Genomic DNA, 13,172 nt, shown 5'->3' on the forward strand with positions numbered 1-13,172 from the left:
GCGGGCGGATCGCGTTGCCGGCGTCAGCGGGACTTGGCGGCTTTGCGACGCCGGTAGAAGTGGGCGGCGATGAGAAGTCCCTTGACGGCAACGGCAGCCAGGACGAGGTCGGCGGTCAGGCCCGTCCATTGCGGAGCGGCCACCAGGCCTGCGGCCAGGGCCACGTGCGCGCCGATGGCGAGCGCGCCGGCCAGCACGAGAAATATCGCCTGGCGGCGTCCTCGCGGTGGCGCGGCTTTCGCTGTGGGCGCGGGCGCCGTGCTGCTGACCTCGCCGGACTGAACGCTGGGCGTTTCAGTCTGGTTCCAGTTCACGGTTACAGGGTCGCGTTTGGTGAACCTGGTGAGGTTCCTCGTGATGATCTCCTGGATTCGTCGCAAATTTTCCTCATCAGCGGCTTCGACGCGCACAAGCAGTGCGTCCTGCGTGGCCTCCACGGCACAAGTGCCCCAGTCGAAGCTGATGGTCCCCTGTGTTTCCGACCATTCAGCCTCGACGTGTGCCGGCCTCTCGGCCGGCGCCCGGTGGTCGCCGGTGAGGTGCGCGGGGATCTGATGGGTTCCGCGCTTGCCCATCTTGCTGGCATGTTGGCAGAGCTGGACGAGGTAGCGACTTGGGCGTTCGGTCTGGACCTGGGCTTCAGCGGTCAGCATCGCAGTCCTTTGTTAGAACGTGTCCGGCTTGGCAGGCTTAGATCCTGGTGAGCGTGGCCAGCCAGGCCAGGACACCGTCGGGAAGGTGGCTGTCGATGGTGCTGGGTTCGATCGAGTCGAGCTTCCAGCCATCGGCGAACGAGGCCGTGATTTCCTGTCGCGTCACCCGCCTGGGCCCCCACTGCCCCGCGCCCGACTGCTGATCACTGAAGCACAGCATGAAGTAGCGGCCACCTGGCCGCACCACGGATCGCAGGCTGTCGACGTAGGCGGCGCGGTCATCGTCGTCGAAGATGTGGAAGACCAGGGAGTCGAGCACAGTATCGAAGGACTCCCCGAGATCGGCCAAGCTCAGGGCGTCCTCGTGGAGGAACCGCGCGGTGAGTCCGCGCTCACGCGCCTTTTCCTCGGCGACCTTCAAGGCGATGGGGGCGAGATCGACACCTGTGGCGTCAAGGCCGAGGCCAGCGCACAGGAGCACGAGTTCGCCGGTCCCGCAGCCGACGTCCAGCACTCTGCCGCGGATGGCACCGCCGTGGGCGAGGTCGAGGAACGCCGGTTGGGGGCGACCGATGTCCCACGGCAACGGGGTGCTGTACAGCTCCTCCTGCGGCCCGTGCGGGGTAACCGGCTGCGGGTGGGTCGGCGAGTCAGCCATTTGAGCGTCCTTCCCTGGCGGGTGATCATCCATAACCTCATGGTCAGTGTCCCGGTGACGGCGTTTGTCGGACCAACCGTCCTGATTGCTCCAGAACGTCTCTGACAGTTGCAAAGTATCGATCAAGGATACACAGTGAGTCTATGGCGACATCAAGTACTTGTCCAATACAGTGTGTATCGTAAATTGTGGACCAGGTCACCTGAGACGCTGCAAACAGCCCTGGTACGGAACTGATGAGAGAGGCGAGCTGGGCACTGAGCCCTAGAACGGGGGATCGGCACCGCCCACCAGGGCGGTCTTGAAGCGCACGCCGTACAACAACACGTAAGGAGCTACGAAGCAGATGACCGTCCTTGAGGTTCCTGGGGCCTGTCTTTACTACGAGACCCACGGCAGCGGCCCACTCCTCATCCTGATCGCTGGAGCGTCTGGGACAGCCGACAGCTTCAGAATGCTGGCCGGCCATTTGACCGCGCACTACACCGTCGCCATCTACGATCGGCGCGGTTTCTCGCGCAGCCGGCTCGACGGCCCGCAGGACTATGAACGCCGTCTTGAGACCGACACCGACGATGTCCGGCGCCTGATCGAGCACCTGGGCGACGAACCGGCGACCGTCGTCGGCGTCAGCTCCGGAGCGGTCATCGCCCTGCAAGTGCTCACCCGCCACCCTGCCGTGGTTCGCCGGCTCGTTCCGTACGAACCGCCGGCCGTACGACAATTGCCCGACGGACAGAGGTGGGTGGACTTCTTCTTCGGCGTGTACGACCTCTACCAGCGATCCGGGATCGAGCCGGCGATGGCGCAGTTCCGCGAGGAGACGTTCGCGGAGTCAGATCGGCAGGCCATGGCCCACGCGCCCAAGAACGCCACCAACGCCGCCTACTGGTTCGAGCATGAGCTGCGCCAGTACCCGCTCGTCGACCTCGATCTCGACACGCTCACCGCGCATGCCGATCGGATCGTTCCAGCGTCCGGACGCGAATCGCCGGGATATCCGTGTTACGAGGTGAACGTGGAGCTGGGCAAGAAGCTCGCCCGGGATGTGATCGAACTGCCCGGTGGCCACATCGGAATCATCACCCAACCCGCTCAGTTCGCCACCGAACTCATCCACGCTCTCAGGCGGGCCGAACAGGAAGACGAGGTTGACATATCGCAAAGCCATGGCTCGTAGCACGGCCAGGGGACGCCGAGGGCACGACTAGGTACATCTGCGCGTGCCCGGACGTGCGCAGGCAAAGATCACACTCGGACGTGCGGTGACGGCGGAATCGCGGAGATCCGCTCGGCCACCATCTCCTGGAAGTGGGGGCAGCTCGGGAGGTCCTCGTGGTCGCAGTCCAGCGCGCAGTCCAGGAGTTCGAGCGACGCCTGCGCTTCGGCGATGCGCTGGGCGAGCTCGGCCCGGCGCCTTAGCAGGTGAGCCCGGCGTACGGCCGGGTCGGAGGTCACGATCATCTCGCGGATGTCGTCCAGGCTGAACCCCGCCTCCTTCGCGCGGAGGATCACCGCCACGCGGTAAAGGTCGTCGGGGCCGTAGCGGCGGCGTTCGCCTCCGATCCGGACAGGTGCCAGCAATCCCATCGACTCCCAGTGCCGCAGGACATGGGTGGCCAGGCCGAAGCGGTCCGCGATGTCACCGATGCTCATACTTGACTTCATGTCGACATTAAGTCGCATGCTTACTTCCATGTCTACGGAACACATGGAATCGCTCATCCGGCTGCTGGACGTCGCCGATGCCCTGCCGGGTGCGGTCAGGCTGCGCGCACGGTCGTACGAACTGCTGGATCTTCCGCGCGGCTCGGCCGTGGTGGACGTCGGCTGTGGCGCCGGGCGGGCGGTCGGCGAGCTGGCCGAGCGCGGCGCGCGGGCCATCGGCGTGGACGTCAGCGAGCAGATGCTCGCGGCGGCCCGCGGCAGGTGGCCGGAGGCCGACTTCAGGCTGGGCGACGCCTGCGACCTGCCGATCGCTGACGGCGAGGTGGCGGGGTACCGGGCCGAGAAGGTCTTCCACGAGATCGCCGACGCGGCCAAGGCGCTGGCGGAGGCACAGCGCGTCCTCGCTCCTGGCGGGCGGGTGGTGCTCATCGGGCAGGACTGGGACACCTTCGTCATCGACTCTGACGACCCGGCGCTCACACGGACCATCGTCCACGCACGCGCCGACCAGGTGACCAGCCCCCGGGCCGCTCGCTCTTATCGCAACCTGCTGCTCGACGCCGGGTTCGAGGACGTCGCACTGGAGGTGCACACGGGCGTCTTCACCGACGCGATGCTGCTGCCCATGCTCACCGGGATCGCGGAGGCCGCCCGTACGGCCGAAGCCATCACTCCCGCGCAGGAGGCGTCCTGGGTGGCCGAGCAGACGGCGCGCGCTCAGGCGGGGCGGATGTTCCTGGCGCTGCCGCTCTTCGTCGCCTCGGCAAAACGGCCTCAGGAATAGCGCGGGCTATGCGGGCTGCTGCGGGCCGCGACTACGCGAGGGCAGCAATACGACGATGAGCACGGCGCCGAGTGCCACGCAGACCGCACCCGCCGTGAGCCCGCCCGAATAGCCCATGCTGGCCAGCGCGGCCACCCCGATGGCGCCGCCGATCTGCTGGACGGAGGTGAACAGTCTGCTCGCCGACCACGCACCCGCCCGGTACCGCACCGAGGTCTTCGCGTGGCTCAACACCTTCATGTGGGCCGGCTACGGCCTGGGCACCGCCGTCGCCGGCCAGCTCACCGGCCCCCTCGACACCGGCACCACCGCCTTCGGCGCGGCCGCGGCCGCGGCAATCGCAGGTGCGATCCTGGCCACCGTCGCCGCCCGGTCCGCGCCGCCCCTGCCGGCTCAAGGTCAATCCCGTGAATCTGATCACGTAGATGACAACTGAGACCTCGATGGTGCAGCCGGCCGACGCGGCCGAAACACGATCTACCTCCAGCGGCGCAGGGACCGCACGGCCGCGTCAAGCTCTTCCGTCACCTACATGTGCCTTCATGCCGTCGGCGCTGCCCTCACGCGACCCTTCGCTTTTGGAGGCGACGCCGTTGGCGCCTGCGCGGGGCGTTGTGCAGATTACTTCGGCTGCCAGCGGCCGATCTTCTTGGAGACAAGGGCGGCGCCGATGCGCGTGTAGAACCGCTGCGCCGCTGCGTTGGACTCGGCCACTTCCCAGCGGATCACCTTGCCGTTGGCGGCTTCGGCTGCCGCGCGCATCAGCTGTTCACCCACACCGCGGCCGCGTTCGGCGGCGGAAACGTACAGGTCGTCCAGATGGAGATAGTCCTCGCCGGACCAGAAACTGATCCGCTCCAGCCAGGAGACGTATCCGATGGCCTGCCCGTCCCGCTCAGCGATCAGGTAAGCGATCTCCGGGCTGGTCAGCATCCGTTGGAGGGCGGGGACGCTGACGGTGATGGCCCATGCCTGGCCTTGGTGCTCGGCCAGCTCGTAGATGAGGCCGTGCACGGTGGAGGCATCATCGGGAGTGGCACGACGAATCGATATCACGGGGGTCCTCTCAGGAGGGGGTTCTGGTGTTGGGCCAGTGGTGACCACGGTGCGGCCTCGATAGAGAGAAGAGGCGGTCCTTGGAGTGATCGCACCGATTGGCCGCCTCCGGCCCTCCGGTGCGATCGACGTCCATGACATGACCAGGGCGAGCTGCCGCCGTACGGGGGTGAACAACCGGCTCTGGTCGGGTCGTAGGGTCATCCGGTGGATTGTTCGGCTTCGGCGGCACGGCCGGTCGCAGGGACGTGGCGGAGTTTGGCGATCGCCAGGATCGCCGCGCCGGCGGCGATGGCAGCGGCGGTGACGGCAGCGCTGTTGAGACCGCTGGTGAATGCCTCGCGGGCCGGGGTGAGCAGGGCGGCGCCCAGTTCGGTCGGCAACCCCTGCGCGGCCGAGACCGCGCCGTCCAGACTCTCGCGGCCGGCCGCGGTCGCCTCGGGCGGCAGGCCGGCGGGGAGCGTGGTAGCGGCCTGGGCGCGGTAGACGGCGGCGCCGATGCTGCCGATGATCGCGATACCGAGGGAGATGCCCAGGTCGCTGCAGGTGGTGGCCAGCCCGGAGGCCGCGCCCGCCTTCTGCGGCGGCACCGAGCCGACGACCAGGTTCGTGGTCAGGGCCATGGACGGCGCGACGGCGGGATAGAGCACCATGAAGCCCGCGACCAGGAGCGGCAGTCCGCCGGCGGCGTCGACCTGAGTGAGCATCAGGTAGCCGATCACCTGCACGGTCAGCCCGGCCGCGATCAGGTATCCGGGAGGGATGCGCCGTACCAGGACGGGCGAGAGGGTGGAGACGACCACCAGCAGGGCAGCGCCGGGCAGTACCCACAACCCGGCCCTCAATGGAGAGAGTCCCTCGACAAGCTGCAGGTACTGGGTGAACAACAGATACACGCCGCCGAGCGCGGTCGCGGCCAGCAAGAAGACGCCCAGCGCGCCGCTGACCGTGCGGTTCGCGAACAGGCGCACGTCCAGCAGCGGCTCGGGCAGGCGCAACTGCCGCAGCACGAACCATGCCCCGAACACCAGCCCGGCCACGATGCCGGCCAACGCCGTCAGCAGCGAGTCAGGCCTGGCCAATTCCTTGACGCCGTAGACGATCGGCAGCAGCGTGGCCAGCGACAGGACCACGCTGAACAGGTCCACCCGGCCGGCGGCCGGGTTGCGGGGGTTGGGCAGCAGCAGCGGAGCGCCGATCACCACGATCGCCATGATGGGCACCGCGACGAGAAAGCCCGCGCGCCAGGAGAACGCCTCCAGCAGCGCGCCGCCGATCACCGGGCCGAGGCCGGTGCCGACGGAGATACCACCCGACCAGATGCCGACCGCGATGCCACGTTGCCGTGGGTCGGTGAACGTGGAGAAGATCAGCCCGAGGGTGGCGGGCATCTGGGTGGCCGCCGCGATGCCCAGTACCGCCCGCCAGACGATCATCAGGGCAGGGTCAGAGGTGTTGGCGGCGATCACCGAGACGACGGCGAAGACGGCTGCGCCCGCGATCAGCAGCCGTCGATGGCCGATCCGGTCGCCCAGCGTGCCCATGGTGACCAGCAGGCCGGCCATCAGAAAGCCGTAGATATCGATGATCCACAGCGTTTGGGTACTGGTCGGCCGCAGTTCCGAGGTCAGCTGGGGGATGGCCAGGAACAAGATGGTGAGCATCATGAACAGCAACATGGCGGGCAGGACCAGCACCACCAGCCCGGCCCATTGCTTGAGGCCGGCGCGCTGGCCGGCGTCGATATCCGGGAATGACATGAGCGAGTTTCCTTAAGGGAGGTGACGCCGCCAACGTTAAGAACGCGCAGGTGATGGCCGAATCAGTGAACTCGCCAGTCTTAGCCGGTCTCAGCCGGTCTGATCCCCGTGTCAGGCTGAGCGCTCGGCCAGGACCAGCCGCATGAGCTCGGCACGCGAGGTGACGCCGGCCTTCTGGAAGACCTTGCGCAGGTGGTAGTCCACGGTCCGCGGGCTGAGGAACAGTTGCGCGGCGATCTCCCGGTTGGTCAGCCCTTCACCGACGGCCAGGGTGATGCGCAGCTCCTGTGGAGTTAGCGTGCTCAACACGCCTGCCTCTGGGGCCCCCGCCGATTCCCCAGTAGCGCGCAGCTCGCCCAGTGCGCGATCGGCCCAAGCGAGCGCGCCAATGCGGCGGAAGGTCTCCGCCGCGCTGCGCAAGTGTTGCCGGGCCTCCGAACGCCGCCTGTCGCGCCGCAGCCACTCGCCAAGCAGCAATTCGGTCCTGGCGTATTCCAGCGGGGAGTCGGAGCCGGCGTGCAGGCGTAGAGTCTCCGCATAGTGAGCGTCGACATCGCCATCAGCGCAGGTCAACGCCCGGCAGCGAGCCGCGAGGGCGGCCAGCTCCGGTGAGGCGGTGTACTTGGTCCACTGGACGTAGCGAGTCGTGGCCTCGGTGGCCCGATCGTGCTCACCGGCGCGCGCCAGGGCCTCGACGAGGTCGGGGACGATTCCCATGACCAGGCTCGCAGGCGGGTTGGTGTCCCAGCCACCGACCGCCTCGAAATGCCGCACGGCTTCGCGGTACCTGCCGGCGCCCAGCTCGATGAGGCCGAGTGCCCGCCGAGCGTACGACATGGCGTCGGCCAGCCTGCGGCTGCTCGCCTCCGCCAGCACCTCGGCGGCCAGCTCGCCGGCATCCGGACGGCCCCGAACGGCGGCGCACAAGGCGAGCAGCCCCCGGTTGCGGCAGGCCGTGCTCAGCTGGCCGACCTCCGCGGCGAACTGGCAGCCCTCCTCCGCGTACGCTTCGGCGAGCCCGATCCTGCCGCGTCCGATCTCGTCGGCGGCCTGGTACTCAAGATTCCACGCCAGCGCACCGAGCGATCCACTGCTGCGGGCAAGCCGGCCGGCGTTGCGGTAGAGGCGTCGGCTCAGCTCATGGTCACCGAGTCCGCGGGCGAGGGCCCCGGCCAGGGTCATCGTGATCGGATCGGTGAGCGACTCCAGCGCGGCGCCAGCCCGTACCGCGGATTGCGGGTCACGGCCGATGCGGGCCCGGCAGGCATCGCGCAGGAGCAGTAGCACCGCGTCACCCGGGTCGTCCGGCGCCAGCGCGACGTCCGCCAGCCAACCGGCGAGATCGGACCATGCCTGCGGCCGGTTGGCGCGGGTGCCGAGATCGCCGTACATCACGATGGTCGGAGTGAAGCGACGCCGGTCGAGCCGCAGGGCGCGCGGGATCCACGGTTTGATGAGGTCCATCGCGTCCTCGGCTGAGCCGGCGAACACGGCCAGGATGGCACGCATCACCACCAGAGGGATCCGGTCTTCCTCATCCAGATGAGGTTCATGCTCGGCTCGATCGAGCAGTTCCACGGCCTTCGCGGTGAACCCGCCGTGCGCGGCGGCATGGGCGGCGGTCCACAGCCGGCGTCCCCTGTGTGGACCTTCCGCGGTGAGCTCGGCCGCCCGGGACAGCGCGGCCATGGCCGCTGCCGGACCACCGCGCAGCGCTGCCTGTTCAGCCGAGTATTCGAGCTGCTCGGCGACCTGCTCGTCGGGGCCGGCGGCGGCCTGCCCGAGGTGCCAGGCACGGCGATGCTGGTCGGCCGGACCATCGAAGGCCGAGGCGAGGGCACGATGGATCGCGGTGCGCCTGTCGGCCGTGGCGCTGTGAAAGATCGCGGACCGGATCAGCGGGTGCCGGAACACCAGCCGGGTCCCGTCGTAGGTCAGGAGTTCGTCGAGCTCGGCGTGGTGCAGTGGGCCGGTGTCGATCCGCAGCGACGTGGCCGCCATCTCGATGATGTCGACGCTGCCCGAGCCGTTGGCGGCGATCAACTGGAGCAGCGGCAGCGATCCGGCGTGCCGCGACCGGACCCTGGCCAGAAACGACCGCTGCAGTTCGTCGGTCATGGCAAGCGGCTCCTGCGTTCCCTCCGGCGGCATCTCCCTGCCGGCGAGTTCGATCAGGGCCAGCGGGTTCCCGCCGGTGGTGGCCAGCAAGCGGTTCTGCTCGCTGTCGGTCAGCCGCCGCCCACCGAGGCGCTCGGCGAGCAATGCTTTGGCCGCTTCCCGATCGAGGCCCATGAGCGGGACGCGGCGCAGGTCGGGCAGATCGGCACCGTGGCCCTCGTCGGCCCGCGCCGCCAGCGCCAGCGCTACGGGCTCGTTGTCCAGACGACGGGCGACGAACGCCAAGGTTTTCAACGTCGGCTGGTCCGCCCAGTGGGCGTCGTCGACAACGCACAGCACCGGTTGCTCGACGGCCAGCACAGACAGCAGCGACAGGGTCGACAGCGCCACCAGGAACGGATCGGGCGGTGCTCCGTCCGCGCGCCCGAACAGGATGTTCAGGGCACGCGCCTGCGGACCCGGCAGACCGTCGACCCTGCCGAGCGCGGGAAGCAGGAGCTGGTGCAACGTCGCGTAGGCGAGATGAGACTCCGGCGCGACACCGACGGCGCGCAGCACCTGGAAGCCGACCGCCCGCTCCTCGGCGTAGGACAGCAGCGCGGTCTTGCCGATTCCTGGCTCCCCCTGCAGCATCACACCGCCGCCACGTCCCTCGACGGCGTGCCACAGCAACGACTCGAACAGGTCTGTCTCGTCGCCTCTCCCCAGCACACGCTGAGCATAGGAAGCACCGGCCTGCAGTGACAAAGCGGGCAAAATCCCGCGAGACCGGCGACAGGCGGCCCACCGAAGCGTTCTTCATGTTCGACGACGACGAGGAGGTGACCGTCGAACGACAGCGAAGCTCATCCGATCCCCCTGCTCGAATGGCTTTCCTATGCGGAGAGCAACGCAGCACTCAGCGTAGGCGGATGGGCCGATGGGGATGAGGGCCGCATGCCCATCTACGCCTACACCTGCGGCGATGGGAGCGAGGTTTCGCTGAGCTGGTACGAAGGTGCCATCACAATCAAGGGCCGTTTCGCCGGAGACCCCTACCGAGAGTTCGGAATCTTCGCTGTCGACCTGCAGGGCAATCTCCAGTGCGACGAAGGCGCGAGAACCGCCGATAACTGATCATGTTGAAGGGTGTGTGCCTTACACTCATCGCGCATGCGACTGAAGACGATCTTCGCGCTGTTCGCCGTCTACGCCGTCACAGCGGCGCCCGAGTTCCTGCCGGGCGAGTGGCGGGTGATCGTGCAACCCGCTACGGATGACGCGGTCGAGGTCTACTACCAACCCCTGTCCCCCGTGATGCTCAGGTCGTACGAGGGCATCGGACCGTTCCTGCGTGGTCTGGAGGCAGCCGAACGGCGGGCCAAGAATCACCCAGACGATCTTGCCCCACCGTACATCCTGCACGAGCCATACCGGCTCGTGGCCCCCTACGTCACCGCGCGGGGACGCGAGCTGGCCTTGCCCCCGATCTCGGGAGTGAATCCATCGGACGGAAGGTTCATCCCGTACACGGTCGTGCCCCAGGTGCGGCCTGCGAAGAACAGTCAAGCTGAGCTGACCGCGTTGATGGAGAGTGATGGCGGGCCGATCGACGAACCCGAAGTATTCAGCATGGGGATCGAGCCGGAGCTCAACCGAGTCGTACTCCGAACGAACGCCTTCGACCAGGACCTGCGCCGCAGGCTGGCCAAGCACTATGGCGGACTCATCGCCATCGAATGGGATCCTCTTCGCCAACAGGCGCACCTCGACTGATGGGGAAACAAGGGGAACAGCAGCGGACGCGATCAGTGCGCTGAGCTGTGTCCGGATCAAGCGAGGGACAGGCATTCCGGTTGCGAGACCACCACCGTCAACCAGGGTTGTGATCACCTTCTGAACCCTGGCCCTTGTGGCGAAGGTCGCGGAAGAACGAGTCGGACTCCGGGCCGACGAAGAGCGTCACGGAGTCGGAGCTGTAGGGCACAGCCTGCGAGACGATGTAGTCGTCCCCAATCCGGTCCGAGCTGACAGGTGTGCCGACACCGCTTCCATCGGGATTGGTCCGCATCAAGACGTATCGGACCTTGAGGCCGCGTCGGGCCAGTTCGGCCCTGACCTCCGCGACCGTCTTGCCGATCACCCGATAGCCGTCAACGGCTGTGGTGTCAATGGTTTCGTTAACGGTGGACACTCCGACATACGGCTCGCCGGGCGCCGCCTCGCGGCCGATGCTCACGGAGATCTTCCCGGTGAAGCCCGCAGGGAAGATCACTTCCCCGCACCACGCCGCCCCACAGGTGCGCTGAGGCTTGTACGTCACTCCCGTGCCCGGCGGAAACTTACCGTCTAGGTCCGGGCCGAACATCTTGCCCACCATCTGCGGCGGCACGGGGATCTTGGCCACAGTGGCGTCCAACCCGACGGCCCGGAACGCTTCCACGAAGGCCGCCGCATCGGCGGCAGGGTCATTGACAGCGATGGTGAGGTAGTCGTCGGTCATCTTCAGCGAGACGGCCGCGTTGGCGTACTCGGTGACGGGGCCGCCCTGGGGCAGCCCGACCCCGATGACCAGGGCGGCCGCCAGCCCGGCGGCAACCGCGCCCAGCGCCAAGCCGCGCCGTACCGGCAGATGCCAGCGCGGCCGCCTGGCCGGTTCCCGCTCCTCCGACATGATCGAGTCCATCAGCGCGCGCGCCCCGGCGCCCGATGCCTGCCCGGCCGGGTCCCGGGCCACGTCCTCGTTCCGCACCCGCGCGAGGTCGGCGATGTTCACAGCATGTTCCCTTCGACGGCGACGGAGCCCGAATAGTCGATCCCGGCCTTGGCCAGGCCGCGTGCGAAGCGCCTACGGGCGCGGTAGAGCCTGACGGTCGCGGCGTTGCGGGAGATGCCGAGGATGCGGGCGATCTCCCGCGCGTCGAAGTTCTCCCAGGCGACGAGGGTCAACAGTTCTCTGTCATCGTCAGACAGGCTTCGCAGGACCTTCCCGACCTGCGAGTAGTCCTCGACGGGTGGCTCGCCGAGCACGGGTGAGGCGGCCAACTGCTCGCGCAGCGCCGCTGTCCGCTGCTCGTGCCGCCGCTCACCGCGCCTGTGGTTGGCCAACACCCGCCGGGCCACACCGAACAGCCACAGCCGGGCATCCTCCCCGGAGGGCACCTCCTCGATCCGCCGCCACGCGACCATGAACGTCTCGGCCACCGCGTCAGCGGCGTCGTCAGGATCGGGGCAACGGCGCAGGGCGTACCCGAGTATGGGGCCGTAGGCGGATTCGTAGATCTCCACGAACCGGCGCTCGGGATCCCTTCCCATCCGGTCTCCTCACTTGAGCGGTCAACATCTACCCCTTGTCCGGAAATGCCGATCTATTACAGGCTCAGGAGCGCCGGTCCCGAACGGCGGCGGGCTCAGGGCCGTCCGCCGCACAGAGCGCCGGCCGACCGAAGTCGACCCGCCAACCCAGGGCACACCGTCGCCGGCCAACCGCCCTCACTGCGGATTAGGGTCCGTGCCGCGCATCTCGGATGACGGGCGCCAACTGTTGTCACCGCTGTCCGCGCACCGATGGTGACGCTGCTTGTCTGTCATCGGCGTGTCCAGTCGCTGCCGAAAGGCGCCATATGGTTTCTGGCTCCCGGTGGAATCGCCGCGATGGTCGCCGCGGCGGCAGATCCCGCACGGCGCTGAGCGTGTGCATGTAAAATGAAGGCATGCCAAGGAACATGCAGATCCGCGATGTTCCCGACGACATCGCCGACGCGATCGCCGCCCGAGCCCGTGCCAAGGGGCAGTCCGCGCAGGCCTACATGCTGGGCCTCCTGGCGGCGGATGCGCGCCGTTCCCACAACGTCGACCTCATCGCCCGGTTCGAGGGGCGTGACGACGGCATGCACAGCGCTCCAGGGCAGGCCGCGGAGCTCGTTCGCCAGGCACGAAACGAGCGGGAGGAGCAGCTCGCTGATACCACGGGAGACTGCCCATGCTCGTGATCGACGCCTCCGTCATGATCAATGCTCTGGCCGATGACGGAGAGGCCGGCCGTGCCGCACGCAAGGCCATCATGACCGATCCCGCCTGGATCGCGCCCGCACACATGCCCAGCGAAGTGGCCCACGTCGTCACCCGCCTCGTCAGGCAAGAACTGATCACACAGACGCGTGGGTGGAGCGCCTTCGAGGCGCTCACCCGGGCCGAGATCGAGTTGGCGGACATCCGGCCTCTCCTGCCTCGCATCTGGGAATTGCGTGGCAACATCAAGGCTTACGATGCTGCCTATGTGGCGCTGGCCGAGGCTGAAGGTTGCACCCTGATCACCGGTGATGCGAAGCTCGCCAACCTCCCGGTGGGGATCGGCTGCGACATTCGTCTGGTCTAGCGCCTGAAGATAGTTAAACCCCCGATCGCCTGGGGGCAGTGGAGATCTGTCAAGCGACGACGAGCTTACAAACAGACGATCAGCACCTCCGTCTCTGCCGTGTAACGCACGTCGCGAG

General features: G+C 67.8%; 15 protein-coding genes. 7 read left to right on the forward strand and 8 right to left on the reverse strand.

The window, feature by feature from the left end; translation table 11 throughout:
* Nucleotides 1-23 precede the first annotated feature (23 nt).
* Nucleotides 24-653 carry a DUF2218 domain-containing protein gene (locus tag AB0H88_RS37920; protein WP_357653201.1) on the reverse strand — a complete coding sequence of 210 codons (630 nt, stop codon included), beginning with the start codon at nucleotides 651-653 and terminating at the stop codon, nucleotides 24-26.
* A 37-nt stretch (nucleotides 654-690) separates the two neighbouring features.
* Nucleotides 691-1,311, reverse strand: a complete 621-nt coding sequence (locus tag AB0H88_RS37925) for a class I SAM-dependent methyltransferase (RefSeq protein WP_357653203.1) — start codon at nucleotides 1,309-1,311, stop codon at nucleotides 691-693.
* 346 nt (nucleotides 1,312-1,657) lie between these two features.
* Between AB0H88_RS37925 and AB0H88_RS37930 the strand changes: the two genes are divergently transcribed.
* Nucleotides 1,658-2,491: an alpha/beta hydrolase gene (locus AB0H88_RS37930; protein ID WP_357653205.1), complete on the forward strand. Its 834-nt coding sequence runs from the start codon at nucleotides 1,658-1,660 to the stop codon at nucleotides 2,489-2,491.
* A 68-nt stretch (nucleotides 2,492-2,559) separates the two neighbouring features.
* Here AB0H88_RS37930 and AB0H88_RS37935 read toward each other — a convergent pair whose 3' ends face one another.
* Nucleotides 2,560-2,967, reverse strand: a complete 408-nt coding sequence (locus AB0H88_RS37935; protein ID WP_357653207.1) for a MerR family transcriptional regulator — start codon at nucleotides 2,965-2,967, stop codon at nucleotides 2,560-2,562.
* Nucleotides 2,968-3,007: 40 nt separating this feature from the next.
* Between AB0H88_RS37935 and AB0H88_RS37940 the strand changes: the two genes are divergently transcribed.
* On the forward strand, nucleotides 3,008-3,763 hold the full coding sequence (locus AB0H88_RS37940; protein WP_357653209.1) for a methyltransferase domain-containing protein: 756 nt from the start codon (nucleotides 3,008-3,010) through the stop codon (nucleotides 3,761-3,763).
* Between the two features lie 115 nt (nucleotides 3,764-3,878).
* Nucleotides 3,879-4,199 (forward strand): hypothetical protein, encoded by a 321-nt coding sequence (locus AB0H88_RS37945; protein WP_357653211.1) that lies wholly within the window; start codon nucleotides 3,879-3,881, stop codon nucleotides 4,197-4,199.
* 185 nt (nucleotides 4,200-4,384) lie between these two features.
* Here the strand turns inward: AB0H88_RS37945 and AB0H88_RS37950 are convergent, their stop codons facing one another.
* From AB0H88_RS37950 to AB0H88_RS37960, 3 genes are all read right to left on the reverse strand, one after another.
* The gene (locus AB0H88_RS37950; protein ID WP_357653213.1) at nucleotides 4,385-4,819 is read right to left on the reverse strand and encodes a GNAT family N-acetyltransferase; all 435 of its coding nucleotides are present in this window, start codon (nucleotides 4,817-4,819) and stop codon (nucleotides 4,385-4,387) included.
* A 200-nt stretch (nucleotides 4,820-5,019) separates the two neighbouring features.
* Nucleotides 5,020-6,579, reverse strand: coding sequence for an MFS transporter (locus AB0H88_RS37955; RefSeq protein WP_357653216.1), 1,560 nt, complete (start codon nucleotides 6,577-6,579; stop codon nucleotides 5,020-5,022).
* Between the two features lie 111 nt (nucleotides 6,580-6,690).
* Entirely contained in the window at nucleotides 6,691-9,408 is a 2,718-nt protein-coding gene (locus AB0H88_RS37960; protein ID WP_357653218.1) for an AAA family ATPase, read from the reverse strand.
* Nucleotides 9,409-9,633: 225 nt separating this feature from the next.
* Between AB0H88_RS37960 and AB0H88_RS37965 the strand changes: the two genes are divergently transcribed.
* Both AB0H88_RS37965 and AB0H88_RS37970 read left to right on the forward strand, forming a co-directional pair.
* On the forward strand, nucleotides 9,634-9,813 hold the full coding sequence (locus AB0H88_RS37965) for a hypothetical protein (RefSeq protein WP_357653221.1): 180 nt from the start codon (nucleotides 9,634-9,636) through the stop codon (nucleotides 9,811-9,813).
* A gap of 36 nt (nucleotides 9,814-9,849) precedes the next feature.
* Nucleotides 9,850-10,452 carry a hypothetical protein gene (locus AB0H88_RS37970; protein ID WP_357653223.1) on the forward strand — a complete coding sequence of 201 codons (603 nt, stop codon included), beginning with the start codon at nucleotides 9,850-9,852 and terminating at the stop codon, nucleotides 10,450-10,452.
* A gap of 97 nt (nucleotides 10,453-10,549) precedes the next feature.
* On the opposite strand, the gene AB0H88_RS37975 is transcribed toward AB0H88_RS37970, so the two are convergent.
* Nucleotides 10,550-11,452, reverse strand: coding sequence for a hypothetical protein (locus AB0H88_RS37975; protein WP_357653226.1), 903 nt, complete (start codon nucleotides 11,450-11,452; stop codon nucleotides 10,550-10,552).
* Nucleotides 11,449-11,991: a sigma-70 family RNA polymerase sigma factor gene (locus tag AB0H88_RS37980; protein ID WP_357653228.1), complete on the reverse strand. Its 543-nt coding sequence runs from the start codon at nucleotides 11,989-11,991 to the stop codon at nucleotides 11,449-11,451. The genes AB0H88_RS37975 and AB0H88_RS37980 overlap by 4 nt, the downstream gene beginning before the upstream one ends.
* A 398-nt stretch (nucleotides 11,992-12,389) precedes the next feature.
* Between AB0H88_RS37980 and AB0H88_RS37985 the strand changes: the two genes are divergently transcribed.
* Together AB0H88_RS37985 and AB0H88_RS37990 are read left to right on the forward strand one after the other, a co-directional pair.
* Nucleotides 12,390-12,668: a hypothetical protein gene (locus AB0H88_RS37985; protein WP_357653230.1), complete on the forward strand. Its 279-nt coding sequence runs from the start codon at nucleotides 12,390-12,392 to the stop codon at nucleotides 12,666-12,668.
* The gene (locus AB0H88_RS37990) at nucleotides 12,659-13,054 is read left to right on the forward strand and encodes a type II toxin-antitoxin system VapC family toxin (RefSeq protein ID WP_357653232.1); all 396 of its coding nucleotides are present in this window, start codon (nucleotides 12,659-12,661) and stop codon (nucleotides 13,052-13,054) included. Before AB0H88_RS37985 ends, AB0H88_RS37990 begins: the two co-directional genes overlap by 10 nt.
* Nucleotides 13,055-13,172: the final 118 nt, after the last annotated feature.

Origin of the sequence: Nonomuraea sp. NPDC050680, from assembly GCF_040654555.1 — a bacterium.
GTDB lineage: Bacteria > Actinomycetota > Actinomycetes > Streptosporangiales > Streptosporangiaceae > Nonomuraea.